Source organism: Rathayibacter sp. VKM Ac-2760 (assembly GCF_009834185.1).
GTDB lineage: Bacteria > Actinomycetota > Actinomycetes > Actinomycetales > Microbacteriaceae > Rathayibacter.
Genome location: NZ_CP047173.1, coordinates 610,357 through 626,857 on the forward strand (window position 1 = coordinate 610,357; position 16,501 = coordinate 626,857).

Here is a 16,501-nt window from a genome sequence, read left to right on the forward strand (position 1 = left end):
CGTTTCACAGCGCCGTGGAGTGAGCGTATCGCCCTGCTTCCCGGGCTGTCAAAGGCCTGCTGCGAGGGACACCCGCGGCGGTGCCGCCGGATGAGATGATTCCCGGATCGCCCGCAGCTCTGCGATCCGCGACGACGAGAGGAGACGCCGTGCCGTCCATCAGCGTCCGCGACGTCGCCGCCCGCGCCGGAGTCTCCGTCGGCACCGTCTCCAACGTGCTGAACCGGCCGGAGAAGGTGGGCGCCGCATCCGTCCAGCGGGTGCAGACCGCGATCGCCGAGCTCGGCTTCGTCCGCAACGACGCCGCCCGCCAGCTCCGCGCCGGCCGCAGCCGCAGCATCGGCCTCGTCGTGCTCGACGCCGGCAACCCGTTCTTCGCCGAGCTCGCCCGCGGGGCCCAGTCCCGCGCCGCCGAGGCGGGTCTCGCCGTCCTGCTCGCGAGCACCGACGCGGAGGCCGATCGCGAGGACTCCTACCTCGACCTGTTCGAGGAGCAGCGGGTGAGCGGCGTGCTGATCTCGCCGCAGGGGGAGGGGTCGGCGCGGCTCGCGCGCCTGCGCTCGCACGGCATCCCCTGCGTCCTCGTCGACCGGGAGTCCGGCGACGACGCGCTCTCCTCGGTCGCGGTCGACGACGTCGCCGGCGGGCGGCTCGCGGTCGAGCACCTGCTCGGACTCGGCCGCCGCCGGATCGCGGTGGTGGGCGGTTCGGAGTCGATCCGCCAGGTCGCCGACCGGTTCGCCGGCGCGCGCGAGGCGGTGGCGGCGGTCGACGGCGCGACGCTCGAGGTGCTGCCGACGCCCGGGCTGACCGTGCTGGACGGCCGGGCGGCGGGCCGAGCGCTCGCCGAGCGCGACGCCTCCGCCCGCCCCGACGCCGTGTTCTGCGCGAACGACCTGCTCGCCGTCGGCGTGCTGCAGGGCCTGATGCTGCTCGGCGATCTGCGGGTGCCGGAGGACGTGGCACTGATCGGCTACGACGACATCGCCTTCGCGACCGCCACGATCGTGCCGCTGTCGAGCATCCGCCAGCCGAGCGCCCTGATCGGCGCGACCGCCGTCGAGCTGCTGCTCGAGGCGGCCCCGCGCCAGGTCGTCTTCCAGCCCGAGCTCGTCGTCCGCGCCTCGACGGCCGGCTGACCCCCTGGTCCGCCCCCTCCGCGAGATGCCACTTGTGCACGCTTTTCACGGCGTGTCGCGTGCACAAGTGGCATCTCGCGGGGACGGGCAGAACGGGGGACCTCCGCATCGAGGCTGAGCGCGCTGGTAGCGTTTAGTGGGTCGGGTCCAAGAAACCCGACACCTCCCCCCCTGACGAAAGCCGCCATGACTCTGCGCCGCCACGCCCTCGCCGCCCTCGCGGCCTCCGCCCTCCTGCTGACCGGCTGCACGGCCGACGGCGGCGACACGGGCGGCGGATCCAGCACCCCCGTCGCCGACGGCGTCCTCACCTACGCGACCGGCGACGCCGAGCCCACCTGCCTCGACCCGCACGTCGGCGGCAACTACCCGCAGGCGCTGCTCGCAACGCAGGTCCTCGAATCGCTCGTCTCCCGCAGCGACGACGGCACGATCACCCCGTGGCTCGCGGAGTCGTGGACCGTCTCCGACGACGCGCTCAGCTACGACTTCACCCTCCGCGAGGGCCTGACCTTCACCGACGGATCGCCGCTCGACGCGGACGCCGTCGCCGCGAACATCGCGCATCTGCAGGACCCGGCGACCAAGTCCTCCACCGGCTACCTCGCCGTCGCGAAGGTCGAGTCGGTCACGGCCGTCTCGCCGACCGTCGCCCGCTTCACCCTCAGCACCCCGGACAGCGCGCTGCTCGAGTCGCTCTCGCAGCCGTGGACCGCGATCGAGTCGCCCACCGGCATCGCCCGCGGCGAGGAGGCGAACTGCGAGGCGCCCGTCGGCACCGGCCCGTTCACGGTGACGGAGTGGGTCAAGCAGGACCACGTGACCCTCACCCGCAACGACGCCTACGACTCCTCGACCGGCCCGACCGGCGACGGCCACGACGGCCCCGCCTACCTCTCCAGCATCACCTGGCGCTTCATCCCGGACTCGGCGACCCGCTACGCCGCGCTGCAGGCGGGCGAGGTCGACGTGATCGACAACGCTCAGCCCGACACGCTCGCCGCGGCGAGCGACGCCTCCGACCTCGTCGAGATCGACGCGCCCCGCCCCGGCTCGGTCAACCGCCTCGAGCTCAACTCGGGCCAGTCGCCGTTCGACGACGAGAGCGTCCGCGAGGCGTTCGTCCGCGCCGTCGGCGTGAACGACGCGATCGACTCCCTCTTCTTCGGCACCGCCGCGCGCTCGTACTCGCCGCTGTCGAGCAGCGAGGCGACCGCGTACTCCGACCCCTCGCTCTTCGAGGATGCCGGCTCGGACGACGAGATCGCCGCCGCGGAGGACCTCCTCACGGCCGCGGGCTGGGTCGACTCCGACGGCGACGGGATCCGCGACAAGGACGGCGCGCCGCTCACGCTGCGCCTCCCGGTCAGCACCAACCAGTCGATCCCGGCCGAGCAGTCGCTGTTCGAGCAGATCCAGGCGTCGGCGAAGGTCGCCGGCTTCGACGTGCAGATCAGCCTGCTGGACCTCTCCAGCTGGTACACCGCGCTCGCGGCGAACGAGTACGAGCTGGTCAGCGCGCCGTACACGAAGGTCGGTCCGGACGTCCTGCGCACCCTCTACGCGTCCTCCGGCATCACCCCGGCGCCGAGCGGCTACTTCGCCAACCACGCCCAGGTGAACGACCCGGCGCTCGACGCCCTGCTGGAGCAGGCGAGCGCCACCGTCGACGAGACCGAGCGCGCCGACCTCTACACCCAGGCGCAGAAGATCGTGCTCGAGGGCTACTGGATCCTGCCGCTCTACGACCAGCAGAACCACTACCTGCACCGCTCGGCCGTCCAGGGCGTCGCGGCCCTGGCCACCGTCTCGACGCCCTGGTTCGCGGACGCCTGGCTCTGACGCTCGGCGGCGCCGGATCTCGATACGCCCGCTCCGCGGGCTACTCGATCAGCAAAGGAGCGCCCCGCCTGCTGGTCGAGCAGCCGCGGCACGCGGCGTATCGAGACCCGCCGTCTGCAGCGGGGTGGATCTCGATACGCCCGCTGCGCGGGCTACTCGATCAGCAAGAAGCGCCCTGCCTGCTGGTCGAGCAGCCGCCCTTCATGCTGGTCGAGTAGCGGCGCAGCCGCGTATCGAGACCCACCCGCCAGAACACGCACCCCGAGAGGAGCCCCGCGTGATCCGTCGCGTCCTCCTCCGCCTCGGCGGCGCGCTCGTGGTGCTCTGGGCCGTCGCGACCGCCGTGTTCTTCCTCATCCGCCTGATCCCCGGCGACCCCGCGCAGGCGATCCTCGGCGGCCCCGGCTCGCAGGCGTCGCCGGAGGCGCTCGCCGCCGTCCGCGAGCAGTACGGCCTCGACCAGCCGCTCCTCGTGCAGTACCTCACCCAGCTCGGCCGCCTCGCCCGCGGCGACCTCGGCACCTCCTACTCCCTGCGCACTCCCGTCGCCGAGATGCTCGGCCAGCAGCTGCCCGGCACCCTGCTGCTCGCCGCGCTCGCGCTGACCGCCGCGTGGATCCTCGCGCTCGCCACCGCCCTCTGGTCGACCCGCGGCGGCCGCGTCGCCGCCGCGATCGGCTCCGGACTCGAGCTGACCGCCGCCGCGCTCCCGCACTTCTGGCTCGCGACCGTGCTGATCGCCGTCTTCGCGACCGCGCTGCGCTGGTTCCCGCCGGTCAGCACCGGCTCCGCGAACGGACTCGTGCTGCCGGCGCTGACCCTCGCGATCCCGCTGGCCGGCTTCCTCGGCCAGGTGATGCGCCGCTCCCTCCTCGACGCGCTGGAGTCGCCCTTCGTGCTCGCGGCCCGAGCCCGCGGCGAGGGCGAGCTCGGCATCCGGCTCCGGCACGCCCTGCGGCACGCGGTGCTGCCCGGGGTCTCGCTGTCGGGCTGGGCCTTCGGCTACCTGATCGGCGGAGCGGTCGTGGTCGAGACGATCTTCGCCCGGCCGGGCCTCGGCCGCACGCTGCTGGCGGCGGTGACCGTGCGCGACGTGCCCGTGGTCACCGGAGTGGTGCTCGTCACCGCTCTCGCCTACATCGTCGTCACGCTGGCGACCGACCTCGTGACGCGCCTGGTCGATCCGCGCCTGGCCGGTCCCCGCCGCCTCGACCGGCGCATCGGCGCCGGGCACCAGGGGGCCGGCGCATGAGCGAGCTCGAGCTGCGCGCCGCCCGCCTGCCGCGCGCGGGCGCCCGCCGCCCTGCGTCGTCGGCGAGCTGCTCGCCCTCGCCTTCGTCGTGCTGCTCCTGCTCGCCGCCGTCGCGCCCGGGATCCTCGCACCGGCAGACCCGCTCGCCATCGCCCCGCGCGACGCCTTCACGCCGCCCTCCGCCGCGCACCTCCTCGGCACCGACGAGTCCGGCCGCGACGTCCTGAGCCGCCTCATCGCGGGCGCCGGCGCCTCCCTGCTCATCGGTGTGAGCGCGACCGCCATCGGCCTCGTGCTCGGCGCGCTCCTCGGCGTCGCCGCGGCGTTCGGCGGCCGCTTCGTCGACGGAGTGATCGGCCGGATCCTCGAGGTGCTCTTCGCCTTCCCGGCGCTCCTGCTCGCGCTGCTGGTGATCGTGGTCACCGGTCCCGGAGTCGTCCCCGCGACGATCGCGGTCGGCCTCTCCACCGCGCCCGGCTACGCGCGCATCCTGCGCACGCAGCTGCTCGGCATCCGCGACTCCGGCTACGTCGAGGCCGCGCGGGTGCTCGGCCACTCCGCGCCGCGGATCCTGTTCGCGCACGTGCTGCCCAACACCTTCGGCCCGCTCGCGGTGCTCGCGACGCTCGGCGTCGGGCAGGCGATCGTCTGGGCGTCGGCGCTCAGCTACCTCGGCCTCGGTGCGGAGCCGCCGGCGCCGGAGTGGGGCGCGATGCTCTCCGCCGGCCGGACCTACCTCGCGAGCGCGTGGTGGCTGACGGTCTTCCCGGGCCTCGTCATCGTGCTGACCACGATCGCGACGACCGTGCTCGGCGGCCGGCTGCGGGGTGCGCGATGAGCGCCGGGCGCGCCGGCAGCGCCGCCGTGGTGGAGGACCTCCGGGTCGCCTTCGACGGCGTCGAGGTCGTGCACGGGGTCTCGTTCCAGGTCGAGCCGGGGGAGTGCGTCGCGATCGTCGGCGAGTCGGGCTCGGGCAAGAGCGTGACCGCGCGGGCCCTGCTGGGGCTCAGCGGTGGCGCGGCGACCGGGAGCGTCCGGATCGGCGACCAGGAGGTGATCGGCGCCGGCGCGCGGGCCCTGCGACGCCTCCGCGGGGCCGGCGTGGGCTTCGTGCCGCAGGACGCACTGCTCTCGCTCGATCCGCTGCGCCCGATCGGCCGCGAGATCGGCGACGTGCTGCGTCTGCACGCCCGGCTCTCCGCGGCCGAGGCGTCGGCACGCGTCGCCGAGGTGCTCGCGAGCGTCGGCATGCCCGACCCGGAGGAGCGGATGCGCGACCGCTCCGGCGAGCTCTCCGGCGGGCTCCGGCAGCGCGCGCTGCTCGCCGCCGCGATCGCCCTCGATCCGCCTCTGCTCGTGGCCGACGAGCCGACCACCGCGCTCGACGTCACCGTGCAGGCGCGGGTGCTCGAGCTGTTCGCCGAGCAGAAGGCCCGCGGCCGGGCGCTGCTGCTGGTCTCGCACGACCTCGCCGTCGTCGCCGGGCTCGCCGACCGCATCCTGGTGCTCGCCGACGGCCGCGTGGTGGAGGACGGCCCGGCCTCGCGGGTGCTGCGCGCGCCGGAGTCGGTGCAGGCGCGCGCGCTGGTCGCGGCGGTGCCGGCCGGGCGGCCGCGCGGCTCGCGACTGACCGACCCGGCGGCGCCCCGTCGTCCCGCCCGCGCCGCCCGGCGAGGTGCTGCTGCACGCGACCGAGCTGGTCACCCGCTTCCCCCGTCCCGGCGGCGGCACCCGCACCGCCGTCGACGGCGTCGGCCTGGAGCTGCGCCGCGGCGAGACGCTCGGCCTCGTCGGCGAGTCCGGCTCGGGCAAGAGCACGGTCGCCCGGCTGCTGCTCGCGCTGCGGCGCCCGGATGCGGGCTCGGTCGAGTTCGACGGCGGCCCGTGGTCGGCGGCGACCGAGCGCGCACGGCGACCGCTGCGCCCGCGGATCGGCGCGATCTACCAGGACAGCCTGTCGTCCTTCGACCCGCGCTGGAGTGTCGGCCGGCTGCTGCGCGACGCGGGGGCGGAGTCGGTGCCCGCGCTGCTCGAGAGCGTCGGCCTGGCCGCGTCGCTGGAGCGCCGCTCGCCGCGGACCCTGTCCGGCGGCCAGCGCCAGCGCGTCTCGATCGCGCGCGCCCTCGCGACCCGCCCCGACGTGCTGATCTGCGACGAGCCGGTCTCGGCCCTCGACGTCTCGGTCCAGGCGCAGATCCTCGACCTGCTCGACGACCTGCAGCGCCGCCACGGCCTCGCGCTGCTCCTGATCTCGCACGACCTCGGCGTCATCGCGCACATGAGCGATCGCATCGCCGTGATGCGCGACGGCCGCCTCGTCGAGTCGGGCCCGGCCGCCGCCCTGCTCGCCGCCCCGCGCGAGGACTACACCCGCCGCCTGCTGGCCGCCGCACCCCGCCTCGACCGCGGCTGACGTCGCCACGCACCCCTTCCCTTGCTGGTCGAGTGGCCCCGCAGGGGCGTATCGAGACCCGTTGTCCCCAGCACGTCCGGCGGAGGTGGATGCCGAGACGCCCGCTCCGCGGGCCACTCGATCGGCAGTGACAGCACCGAAGCACCCCCTCAGCGCAGCGGCCGCAGGAACTCCCGCACGTCCGCGACCAGCGTCTCCGGCTCCTCCAGCGCCGCGAAGTGCCCGCCGCGCTCCGGCACGTCCGTCCAGCGCACGATCGTGTGCGCGTCCTCGACGAAGCGCCGGATGCCGATGTCGTGCGCGAAGCAGATCACCGCGGTCGGCACTCCCGAGTTCTCCGGCGGCGCGCCCCACTCGCTCTCCTGCGCGTAGCCGACGGACGCGGCCGACCCCGCCGTCGCCGTGAACCAGTACAGCGACGCGTTCGCGAGCAGCAGCTCGAGTCCGACGATCTCCTCGGCCGGAGTCCCGGCCGGGTGCGTCCAGGCCTGGAACTTGTCCAGCATCCAGGCCAGCTGCGCGACCGGCGAGTCGCTGAGCAGCTCGCCGACGAGCCCCGGCCGCGTCGACTGGATCGCGATGTAGCCGAACTCCTCCGTCATGAAGGTGCGGACGCGCCGCAGCCGATCCTGCTCCAGCGGCGTGAGCGAGGCGGCGGTCTCCTCGTCGACCTCGGGCACGAAGCCGAGGGTCCCGTTCACGTGCACGCCGATCACCCGCTCCGGCGCCACCCGCGCGACCTCCGGCGAGATCCCCGCGCCGAGGTCGCCGCCCTGCACCGCGAAGCGGTCGTAGCCGAGCCGGTCCATCAGGGTCACCCAGGTCTCGGCGATCCGCCGGGTCGGCCAACCGCCGCCGGTCAGGGGGATCGAGAAGCCGAAACCGGGGATCGACGGGATCACGACGTCGAACGCGTCGGCCGGGTCGCCGCCGTGCGCGGCCGGGTCGGTCAGCGGCCCGATCAGCCCGAGCAGCTCGAGGAACGACCCGGGCCAGCCGTGCGTCAGCAGCAGCGGCACCGCGCCGGGAACGCCCGAGCGCACGTGCGCGAAGTGGATCGTCTGCCCGTCGATCACGGTCGTGAACTGCGGCACCTCGTTCAGCCGCGCCTGCTGCGCCGGCCAGTCGAACTCCGCCCAGGCCTCGGCCAGCCGGCGGAGGGTCCCGGTCGGCACGCCGGTGTCCCAGTCGTCGCCGGGCAGCGGCGCCGGCAGTCGCGCGGCACGGAGCCGGCGGCGGAGGTCCTCGACGTCGCTCTCGCCGATGTCGATGCGGAAGGGGGAGATGCTCTCTGCTGCGCTCATGCCTCCACTCTGCCGACGAAGGCGGACAGAATCTGTCCCCCTTCGCCGGTCGAGCAGCCCCGAAGGGGCGCACTCTGCCGGTCGAGCAGCCCCGGAGGGGCGCACTCTGCTGGTCGAGTAGCCCCGCCGGGGCGTATCGAGACCCACCGTCACCAGCACGTCCGGCGGACGCGGATCTCGATACGCCCGCTCCGCGGGCTCCTCGATCAGCATGCAGCGGCGGACCGACGGCGAGCATGCCGGTCGAGGAGCACCGGTGCCCCCGCAGGGCACCCCTCACCGCGCCCCCGAGCCGTAGCGTGACAGGCATGACGAACGACCCCGAGGCCCGCGACTTCCTGACCTCCCGGCGCGCGCGGCTGACCCCCGAGCAGGTCGAGCTCCCCGGCGGCGGCCACCGGCGCGTGCCTGGCCTGCGCCGCAGCGAGGTCGCCCAGCTGGCCGGCGTGAGCATCGAGTACTACTCCCGGCTCGAGCGCGGCGACCTGCGCGGCGCCTCCGAGTCGGTGCTCGAGGCGCTCGCCGCCGCCCTCCGCCTCGACCACGCCGAGCGCGAGCACCTCTTCGACCTCGCCCGCGCCGCCGAGGGCTCGCCGCTGCGCTCCCGCCGCCGGAAGCCCGCGACCGTCCGCCCGAGCATGCGCCTCGCGGTCGAGTCGATCACCTCCGCCCCCGCCTTCGTCCGCAACGGCCGTCTCGACGTCCTGGTCGAGAACGACCTGTTCCGCGCGCTCTACGCCGACCTCTACGCGCTCCCGGAGCGGCCGGTCAACCTCGCCCGCTTCGCCTTCCTGCAGCGCGAGCTGGCCGAGGCGTTCTACCCGGTCTGGAGCACCGCCGCCGACATCACCGTCGGCATCCTCCGCACCGAGGCCGGCCGGGCCCCGCACGACGCCGCCCTCCAGGCCCTGATCGGCGAGCTCTCCACCCGGAGCGACGAGTTCCGCACCCGCTGGGGCGCCCACGAGGTGCGCCACCACGCCAGCGGCAGCAAGCACTTCCACCACCCGGTCGTCGGCGACCTGCACCTCAGCTACGAGGCGTTCGAGCCCCTCGGCGACCCCGGCCTCGACTTCCTGATCTACAGCGCCGAGCCCGGCTCGCCGAGCGACGACGCGCTGAGGCTGCTGGCGAGCTGGTCGGCCACGCACACCGCCGAGGCCGCCGAGGCCGCGCCCGCCCGCCGCTCCGCCCCCGCCGACAGGACCTCCGAGTGAACCGCCGCACCACTCTCCTCTTCGCCGTCGCGGGCGGCGTCGCCGTCGGCAACCTCTACTGGGCGCAGCCGCTCCTCGACTTCGTCGCCACCGACCTCGGCACGAGCACCGGATCCGCGGGCTGGCTCGTCACTGCGACGCAGCTCGGCTACGCCCTCGGCGTCCTCCTCTTCGTCCCGCTCGGCGACGTGCTCGACCGCCGGATCCTGGTGCCGGCGGCGATGCTCTGCGCCTCCGTCGCCCTGCTGGCCTGCGCGCTCGCCCCGACCTTCGCCGTGCTCGTCGCGACCCTCGCGCTCGTCGGCCTGACCACCGTCGCCGGCCAGATCCTCGCCCCGCTCGCGGGAGACCTCGCCGACGACGCCACCCGCGGCCGGGTCGTCGGCACGGTCGTCTCGGGCATCCTGACCGGCATCCTCGTCTCCCGCACCGTCAGCGGACTGATCGCGCAGGCCGCCGGCTGGCGCACCGTGTACGTCGTCGCGGCGATCGCGGGCGTGGTGCTCGCCGTGCTCCTCGCCCGGGCGATCCCGTCGCTCCCGCCGCGGACCCGGCTGCGCTACCCCGCGCTGATCGCCTCGGTCTTCGCGATCGTCCGCCGCGAGCGCTCGGTCCGCTGGAGCCTCGCCCTCGGCGGCACCTCGTTCGCCGTCTTCACGCTGTTCTGGACGTCGCTGACCTTCCTCCTCAGCGCCCCGCCCTTCTCCTTCGACGTCGGCACCATCGGCCTCTTCGGCCTGATCGGCCTGGCCGGCGCGATCGCGGCCCAGCGCGCGGGCCACCTGCACGACCGCGGGCTCGCCCTGCCGGCGATCGGCGTCGCCTGGGCGGCCGTGCTGGTGTCGTTCGTGATCGGCGGACTGGGCGGCGGCTCCGTCGTCGCCGTGATCGTCGCGATCCTCGTGCTCGACGTCGCGATCCAGGGCCACAACATCCTGGTGCAGTCGCGGATGTTCCAGGTCGACCCGTCGGCGCGCAGCCGCCTCAACACCGCGTTCATCACCACCAACTTCGTCTGCGGCGCGGTGGGCTCGGCTCTCGCCTCGTTCCTCTGGAGCCACGGCGGCTGGGGCGCGGTCTGCGTCGCCGGAGCCGTGCTGAGCGGCTTCGCGCTCACGGTCTGGCTCCTCGGCCGCCGCTCCGCCCTCGTGCTCCCCGCGGCGCAGCCGGCGGTCTGAGCGCGGCGGCGGCCGCCCGCGTCAGCTCAGCCGGAAGGGCTCACCCGGCGCGAGCACGTGCACCCGCTGCGGGTGCGACACCGCCCGGAGCACGTCCGCCGGGTCGCCGTTGAACGGCGCGAAGTCCGGCGAATCCACCGAGCCCCAGTGGTGCAGCAGCAGCTGCGAGCTCGGATGCGCGTCCGCCATCTCGATCGCGCCCTCGAAGGTGAAGTGCCACTCGCTGTCCGAGAAGTCGAAGAGCATCACGTCCGGGCTCGGCCCGGTCAGGTGGTGCTCGCGGATCAGCCGCGAGTCGCCGGGCGCCCAGACGGTGCCGTCGGGCGTCTCGATCCAGAAGCCGCAGGCGTCCTCCTCCTCGAAGAAGCGCTGCCCCGGCTCGGGGAAGGCGTTCTGCCAGGCGTGGTCGGCCGGGGTCAGCCGGACGCGGGTGCCGCCGACCGCGAACTCCTCGCCGATCCCGTGCCCGTGCGCCGCGAGTCCCTCGGTGGTCATCTCGGACGCGACGTAGCGCGTCGAGTGGAACGCCGTCGTGACCGGACCCAGCTCGCGACAGGTCGGCCGGCTGAAGTGGTCGTTGTCGCTGTGCGTGACCAGCACCGCGTCCAGCCGCGGCACGGCCGGCGCGGCGATCGGGAAGTCGATCAGCACCGGCATGTCGAAGCCGCCGAGCAGCGGGTCGATCATCAGCGTCGTGCCGCGGGAGGTGAGCAGGAACCCGGCCATGCCGAGCCAGCGCAGCGTCGTGCCCCCGTCGTCCTCGAAGGCCTCGTCGCCGAAGGAGCGGGTCGGCCCCGCCACGGCCTGGCGGCGCTCGTCGTCGTGGGCACGGGTCATCGTCGTCTCCGCTCGTCGAGGTCGGTCACGGACCACCCTACGAGCGGTCCCGGGAAGCGTCGGGAGCTCACTCCGCGAAGACGCGCTTCGCGACGTCGATCGCCGAGAGCGCCTTCGGCCAGCCGGCGTAGAAGGCGAGGTGCGTGAACGCCTCGACGATCTCGGCCTCGGTCAGCCCGTTCTCGCGGCCGATGCGGGTGTGCGACTCCAGCTGCACCGTGCTGCCACCGGTGAGCAGCGAGGAGAGGGTGAGGAGGCTGCGGTCGCGCTTGCCGAGCTCGGGACGCTCCCAGACGTCGCCGAAGAGGACGTCCTCGGTGAGCTGCACGATCTTCGGGGCGAGGTCGCCGATCGTGGCGCGGAGCGGGCTGGGGGTGGTCTCGGGCACGGGGATCTCCTCGGGGTCTGCGGTCGGCCGGTCGGCCGACCCGTCCCACTCCACCCCTGCCCGGCCGCGCGAGGAAGGCCCTGCCGGAAGGTGTACCGCCAGTGCCTGTCCCCGGCCGACGACCCGGCCTACCGTGGCGGACGGGGCGGACGCCCCACCCGCCCCGGAGAGAAGGACCCCCGTGAACATCGAACCGACGACCCCCTCCGTCAAGAACCCGCCCGAGCAGTTCGCCGGCGACGTCTGGCTCGACACGATCGTCGTGCCGCACGACGCCGACCAGCGCACCACGATGGCCCGGGTGCGCTTCGCCCCCGGCGCCCGCACCGCCTGGCACTCGCACGCCCGCGGCCAGTACCTGCACGTGACCCAGGGCGTCGCCCGCTTCGGCGGCCGCGACGGCACCGTCCTCGAGGTGCACGCCGGCCAGACCCTCTACACCCCGCCCGGCGAGGAGCACTGGCACGCCTCCGCCCCCGGCGTCTTCATGGAGCACCTGGCAGTCCTCGAGGCCGCCGACGATCCGGCCACGACGACGGCCTGGGCCGAGCACATCACCGACGCGGAGTACGGGGGCAACGCAGCCGAAGGGCGCTGACGGAGGCAGAGCATCAGCTGAGACGGCGGCTCATCGCTTCCCGTCCTCGTCGTCGACGACCAGCCAGTCATCCGCCAGGCCCTCGGCAGCGCGAGCGGCATCGAGGTCGTCGGCGAGGTCGTCGGCGAGGCGCGCACCGGCCGCGAGGCGGTCGACCTCGCGACCCGCCTGCACCCGGATGTCGTCCTGATGGACATCCGCATGCCCGAGCTCGACGGCATCGGCGCCACCGCCCTGATCTGCGCCGACCCGGAGCTGGCCGCGACGAAGGTCCTGATCCTCACGACCTTCGAGGAGGACGAGTACCTGATCGCCGCCCTGCGCGCGGGTGCCGGCGGCTTCCTCGGCAAGGGCGCCGAGCCGGAGGAGATCGCCGCCGCCGTCCGCGCCGTGCACGCGGGCGACAGCCTGCTCTCGCCCGCCGCGACCCGCAGCCTGATCACCCGCTACGTCCTCGCGCCGCAGGCGTCGCCGCCGCTCGTCGAGCCGCCGGAGTTCGCCCAGCTCACCGACCGCGAGCGCGAGGTCCTGCTGCTCGTCGCGCGCGGCCGCTCCAACCAGGAGATCGCGGACGACCTCGTCATCTCCCCGCACACCGCCAAGACCCACGTCGAGAGCGGCCTGCTGACCCCCGGCGCCTGATCCGCGCGCCGAGGCGTCCTCGAACCGCCGAGGCGTCCCGCAGCACCGGGACGCCTCGGCGGGAGCGGGACGTCTCGCGCGCTACTGCACCGGGCCGGCGATGCGGGGGAGCAGGCGCTGGATGGCCGTCGCCGCGGCGCCGCGGGCCCACTCGATCAGGCCGCCGTCGTCCACGAGGAGCGTCGGGGCGTCGGCGTCCGGGTCGCGGACGGCGGCGATCGCCGCGTCCACCAGCGCCGACTGCTCCGAGTAGAGCGCCACGCCCTCGCCGGCCAGGATCACCGTGTCGACCATCGCCAGGTTCGCGATCGCCGAGATCATCGTGCCGAGCGCCCGGGCCGAGTCCTCGAGGATCCGCGCGGCGGCCTCGTCGCCCTCGCGCGCCAGCGCGAAGCCCTCGGCCAGCGTCAGCTCGCGCCCGGCCGCCACATAGAGCTGCCGCGTCAGCGACGGCAGCGTCAGCATCGCCGTCGAGCAGCCGCGGTGCCCCGCCTCGCAGACCGGGCCGCCCGGATCGAGCGGGAAGTGGCCGCCGAGCCCGAGGCCCGCCGCCGGCGGCGCGACGACGCGGTCGTGCACCACCAGTCCGTAGCCGACGCCCGCGCCCATCGTCAGCACCGCGAAGTGCGAGAGCCCGCGCCCGCGCCCGAACCAGTGCTCGGCCGCGGTGAGCGCGACGACGTCGTTCTCCAGTGCGACCGGCAGACCGAGCAACGCCGACAGCGGCCCGGCGAGGTCGACGTCGCGCCAGCGGAGGAACGGCGCGCGCCGCACCCGCCCTGCCGCGTCCACGCTGCCGCCGATCGTGACGCCCAGCCCGGCGAAGACGGAGGCCCCGCCCAGCTCCTCGACCACGGCGACGACCGCGGCGATCACCTCCTGCGGCGACGTGCCCGGCAGCGCCCGGACCAGCCCGCGCTCGGTGCGCGCCCGCAGATCGGTGCGGACGGCGAGCACCTCGGTGCCGGTGATCTTCACGCCGGCGAAGCGCAGTGCCTCCGGGCGGATGTCGAGTGGCCGGGCCGGACGGCCGACGCCCGCGCTCTGCTCGGCGCCCTCCACGAAGAGGCCGCTCTCGAGGAAGGGGCGGGTGAGCCGGGTGAGGCTGGCGGGGGAGAGGCCGAGCCGCCGGCCGAGGTCCGCGCGCGAGATCGGCCCGTGGATGAGCACTTCGCGGGCCAGGAGCTCCGCCGAGGTGCTGGCGCCGTCCTCCGCCGCGATGGTGTCCGTCATCGCCATGCTGCCGCCCTTCTTTCCGTTCCGACACGAAGCTACTCGACCTGCACCCCGCGAACGGGTCCCACCGCCCACATCCGCCCTCTTGACAGCCCTATTACTTCTGCCGTAGAACTAACGCATGCAGCGCAGCACCGCACCGACGAGCACCCCCGAGTCCCTCGGATCCGCCGCCGACCGCGTCCTCCACCTTCGCAACGGAGGAACGAGCGTGATCGTCGACGCCCGCACCACCGCCTTCCCGGCGATTGTGCACTGGGGCGCCGACCTCGGCCATCTTTCCGCCGCTGAACTATCGGCGCTCGCCGCGGCCGCCGTGCCGCAGCGCGTCTCCGGCGGCCTCGACGCCCCGGCCCCGTTCGGCCTCGTCGCCGTCGAGGCGGACGGCTGGCAGCACGCGCCGACCCTCGAGGGCACGCACGAGCGCGAGACCGCGAGCGAGCGCTTCGTCGTCGAGAGCCTCGAGAGCCTCGGCGCCGCCCTCCGCGTCGTCGCCGTCGGCGCCCGCCTGCGCGTCACCATCGACGTCGAGGTCGACGGCGCCGGACTGCTCACCCAGCGCGCCCGCGTCGAGAACCTCGACGAGCGCCCCTTCCGCCTCGAGCGCCTCGACCTCGGCTTCCCCCTCCCCGCGACCGCCCGCGAGATCCTGGACACCACCGGCCACCACCTCCGCGAGCGCCACCCCCAGCGCCGCCCGCTCACCATCGGCGAGCACGCCCGCAGCACGCGCCGCGGGCGTCCCGGCGCCGACGCGACGCTCCTCCTCGCCGTCGGCGCTCCCGGCTTCGGCTGGGAGCGCGGGCTCGTGCACGGCGTGCACCTCGGCTGGAGCGGCGACGCCGCGATCCGCGCCGAGCGCACCGTCGAGGGCGTCTCTCTGGTCGCGACCGGCGAGCTGCTCCGGCCGGCCGAGATCGAGCTCGCGCAGGGCGAGAGCTACGAGACGCCGATCGCCTACGGCTCCTGGGGCGATGGGCTCAACGCCCTGCAGGCCCGGTTCCACGCGTCGCTCCGGGCCCGCGCGCAGCACCCCGTCAGTCCGCGGCCCGTCACCCTCAACACCTGGGAGGCCGTCTACTTCGACCACGACCTCGCCGGCCTCACCGCGCTCGCCGAGAGCGCCGCGCGGATCGGGGTGGAGCGGTTCGTGCTCGACGACGGCTGGTTCCTCGGCCGGCGCGACGACACGACCAGCCTCGGCGACTGGACCGTCGACCCGGACGTCTGGCCGCGCGGCCTCTCGCCGATCATCGAGGCGGTCACCGGCCTGGGGATGCAGTTCGGCCTCTGGGTCGAGCCCGAGATGATCAGCCCCGACTCCGAGCTGGCCCGCGCGCACCCGGAGTGGATCCTCGGCCCGGCCGGGCATCTCCCGCACTCGGCGCGCCAGCAGCAGGTCCTCGACCTCTCCCAGCGCGGCGCCTACGAGCACGTGCTCGCAGCCCTCGACGCGCTGGTGACGGAGTACCCGATCGCGTACCTGAAGTGGGACCACAACCGCGACCTGATCGAGGCCGTCTCGCCCGCCACGGGCCGCGCGGCCGTGCACGAGAACGTCCTCGCGCTCTACCGTCTGCTCGACGAGCTCCGCGCCCGGCACCCCGGCCTCGAGATCGAGTCCTGCGCGTCCGGCGGCTCCCGCGTCGACCTCGGGATCCTCGCCCGCACCGACCGCATCTGGACCAGCGACTGCAACGACCCGCTCGAGCGGCAGACCATCCAGCCGTACACGCAGCTGGTCGTCCCGCCCGAGCTGATGGGCCAGCACATCGGCCCCCCGCAGGCGCACTCCACCCAGCGCACGCACTCCCTCGCGTTCCGCGCCGGCACCGCGCTGACCGGCCACTTCGGCATCGAGTGGGACGTCTCCGCCCTCGAGCCCGCCGTGGAGGAGGAGCTGACCCGCTGGGTCGCCTTCCACCGCGAGCATCGCGACCTGCTGCACAGCGGCACCGTCGTCCGCGCCGACCTCGCCGACGACGCGGCGTCACTCTCCGGAGTCGTCGCCGCCGACCGCGCGTCCGCCCTCTTCGTCCTCGCCCAGCTCCGCACGGGGGAGAGCTACCCGCCCGGGCGGCTCACCCTCCCGGGACTCGATCCCGACACCGCCTACGCCGTCCGACTCGCCCCGGTGTCCGCACCGCTCGGCGGGCCCGGCCAGTCGCCCCTCGACTGGACCCTGCACGACACCGTCCTCACCGGCCGCGTCCTCGGGACGGTCGGCCTGCAGACCCCCGTCCTGAACCCGGAATCCCTCGTCGTCCTGACCGCCACCGCCGTCGAGTAGCCCGCGCCGCTTCTTGCTGATCGAGCAGCCCGCGCAGCGGGCGCATCGAGATCCACCGTCCTGCAGACGCCAGGTCTCGATACGCCGCTCCGCGGCTACTCGACCAGCAAGAGGGTGCCGCTCCACGTGCCGCCCGCTCCTGCTGATCGAGCAGCCCGCGCAGCG

The 16,501-nt window shown here is 74.5% G+C and carries 14 protein-coding genes and 1 pseudogene; 11 read left to right on the forward strand and 4 right to left on the reverse strand.

What is annotated here, in order from left to right; translation table 11 throughout:
• The first annotated feature begins 149 nt into the window (after nucleotides 1-149).
• The 6 genes and pseudogenes from GSU72_RS02685 to GSU72_RS21430 all read left to right on the forward strand — a co-directional run bounded on the left by GSU72_RS02685 (nucleotide 150) and on the right by GSU72_RS21430 (nucleotide 6,646).
• Complete coding sequence (locus GSU72_RS02685; protein ID WP_244255939.1) at nucleotides 150-1,139, forward strand: LacI family DNA-binding transcriptional regulator; 990 nt, start codon at nucleotides 150-152, stop codon at nucleotides 1,137-1,139.
• A gap of 186 nt (nucleotides 1,140-1,325) precedes the next feature.
• Nucleotides 1,326-2,981, forward strand: a complete 1,656-nt coding sequence (locus tag GSU72_RS02690) for an ABC transporter substrate-binding protein (RefSeq protein WP_159983510.1) — start codon at nucleotides 1,326-1,328, stop codon at nucleotides 2,979-2,981.
• Between the two features lie 277 nt (nucleotides 2,982-3,258).
• Nucleotides 3,259-4,233 carry an ABC transporter permease gene (locus tag GSU72_RS02695; protein WP_244255940.1) on the forward strand — a complete coding sequence of 325 codons (975 nt, stop codon included), beginning with the start codon at nucleotides 3,259-3,261 and terminating at the stop codon, nucleotides 4,231-4,233.
• Between the two features lie 88 nt (nucleotides 4,234-4,321).
• A complete protein-coding gene (locus tag GSU72_RS02700; RefSeq protein ID WP_348272796.1) occupies nucleotides 4,322-5,071 on the forward strand; it encodes an ABC transporter permease in 750 nt (249 codons plus the stop codon).
• Nucleotides 5,068-5,652, forward strand: a pseudogene (locus tag GSU72_RS21425) (ATP-binding cassette domain-containing protein); the annotation flags it as partial. The gene GSU72_RS02700 and the pseudogene GSU72_RS21425, both read left to right, overlap by 4 nt.
• Nucleotides 5,653-5,908: 256 nt before the next feature.
• On the forward strand, nucleotides 5,909-6,646 hold the full coding sequence (locus GSU72_RS21430; RefSeq protein WP_159983512.1) for a dipeptide/oligopeptide/nickel ABC transporter ATP-binding protein: 738 nt from the start codon (nucleotides 5,909-5,911) through the stop codon (nucleotides 6,644-6,646).
• Between the two features lie 149 nt (nucleotides 6,647-6,795).
• Here GSU72_RS21430 and GSU72_RS02715 read toward each other — a convergent pair whose 3' ends face one another.
• Nucleotides 6,796-7,950, reverse strand: coding sequence for an epoxide hydrolase family protein (locus GSU72_RS02715; RefSeq protein ID WP_159983514.1), 1,155 nt, complete (start codon nucleotides 7,948-7,950; stop codon nucleotides 6,796-6,798).
• 308 nt (nucleotides 7,951-8,258) lie between these two features.
• On the opposite strand from GSU72_RS02715, the gene GSU72_RS02720 reads away from it, so the two are divergent.
• Both GSU72_RS02720 and GSU72_RS02725 read left to right on the forward strand, forming a co-directional pair.
• Entirely contained in the window at nucleotides 8,259-9,167 is a 909-nt protein-coding gene (locus GSU72_RS02720) for a helix-turn-helix transcriptional regulator (protein WP_159983516.1), read from the forward strand.
• A complete protein-coding gene (locus tag GSU72_RS02725; protein WP_159983518.1) occupies nucleotides 9,164-10,345 on the forward strand; it encodes an MFS transporter in 1,182 nt (393 codons plus the stop codon). The genes GSU72_RS02720 and GSU72_RS02725 overlap by 4 nt, the downstream gene beginning before the upstream one ends.
• A gap of 21 nt (nucleotides 10,346-10,366) precedes the next feature.
• On the opposite strand, the gene GSU72_RS02730 is transcribed toward GSU72_RS02725, so the two are convergent.
• Together GSU72_RS02730 and GSU72_RS21435 are read right to left on the reverse strand one after the other, a co-directional pair.
• Nucleotides 10,367-11,182, reverse strand: coding sequence for an MBL fold metallo-hydrolase (locus tag GSU72_RS02730; RefSeq protein ID WP_159983520.1), 816 nt, complete (start codon nucleotides 11,180-11,182; stop codon nucleotides 10,367-10,369).
• A gap of 67 nt (nucleotides 11,183-11,249) precedes the next feature.
• Nucleotides 11,250-11,570 (reverse strand): carboxymuconolactone decarboxylase family protein, encoded by a 321-nt coding sequence (locus GSU72_RS21435; protein WP_244255941.1) that lies wholly within the window; start codon nucleotides 11,568-11,570, stop codon nucleotides 11,250-11,252.
• A gap of 181 nt (nucleotides 11,571-11,751) precedes the next feature.
• Here GSU72_RS21435 and GSU72_RS02740 point away from each other — a divergent pair, with 181 nt between their 5' ends.
• Both GSU72_RS02740 and GSU72_RS02745 read left to right on the forward strand, forming a co-directional pair.
• A complete protein-coding gene (locus tag GSU72_RS02740; protein WP_159983524.1) occupies nucleotides 11,752-12,168 on the forward strand; it encodes a cupin domain-containing protein in 417 nt (138 codons plus the stop codon).
• A gap of 99 nt (nucleotides 12,169-12,267) precedes the next feature.
• Nucleotides 12,268-12,810 carry a response regulator transcription factor gene (locus GSU72_RS02745; protein ID WP_244256074.1) on the forward strand — a complete coding sequence of 181 codons (543 nt, stop codon included), beginning with the start codon at nucleotides 12,268-12,270 and terminating at the stop codon, nucleotides 12,808-12,810.
• 81 nt (nucleotides 12,811-12,891) lie between these two features.
• Here GSU72_RS02745 and GSU72_RS02750 read toward each other — a convergent pair whose 3' ends face one another.
• On the reverse strand, nucleotides 12,892-14,049 hold the full coding sequence (locus GSU72_RS02750; RefSeq protein WP_244255942.1) for an ROK family protein: 1,158 nt from the start codon (nucleotides 14,047-14,049) through the stop codon (nucleotides 12,892-12,894).
• A gap of 118 nt (nucleotides 14,050-14,167) precedes the next feature.
• Between GSU72_RS02750 and GSU72_RS02755 the strand changes: the two genes are divergently transcribed.
• The gene (locus GSU72_RS02755) at nucleotides 14,168-16,336 is read left to right on the forward strand and encodes an alpha-galactosidase (RefSeq protein ID WP_159983526.1); all 2,169 of its coding nucleotides are present in this window, start codon (nucleotides 14,168-14,170) and stop codon (nucleotides 16,334-16,336) included.
• The last annotated feature ends 165 nt before the right edge of the window (nucleotides 16,337-16,501 follow it).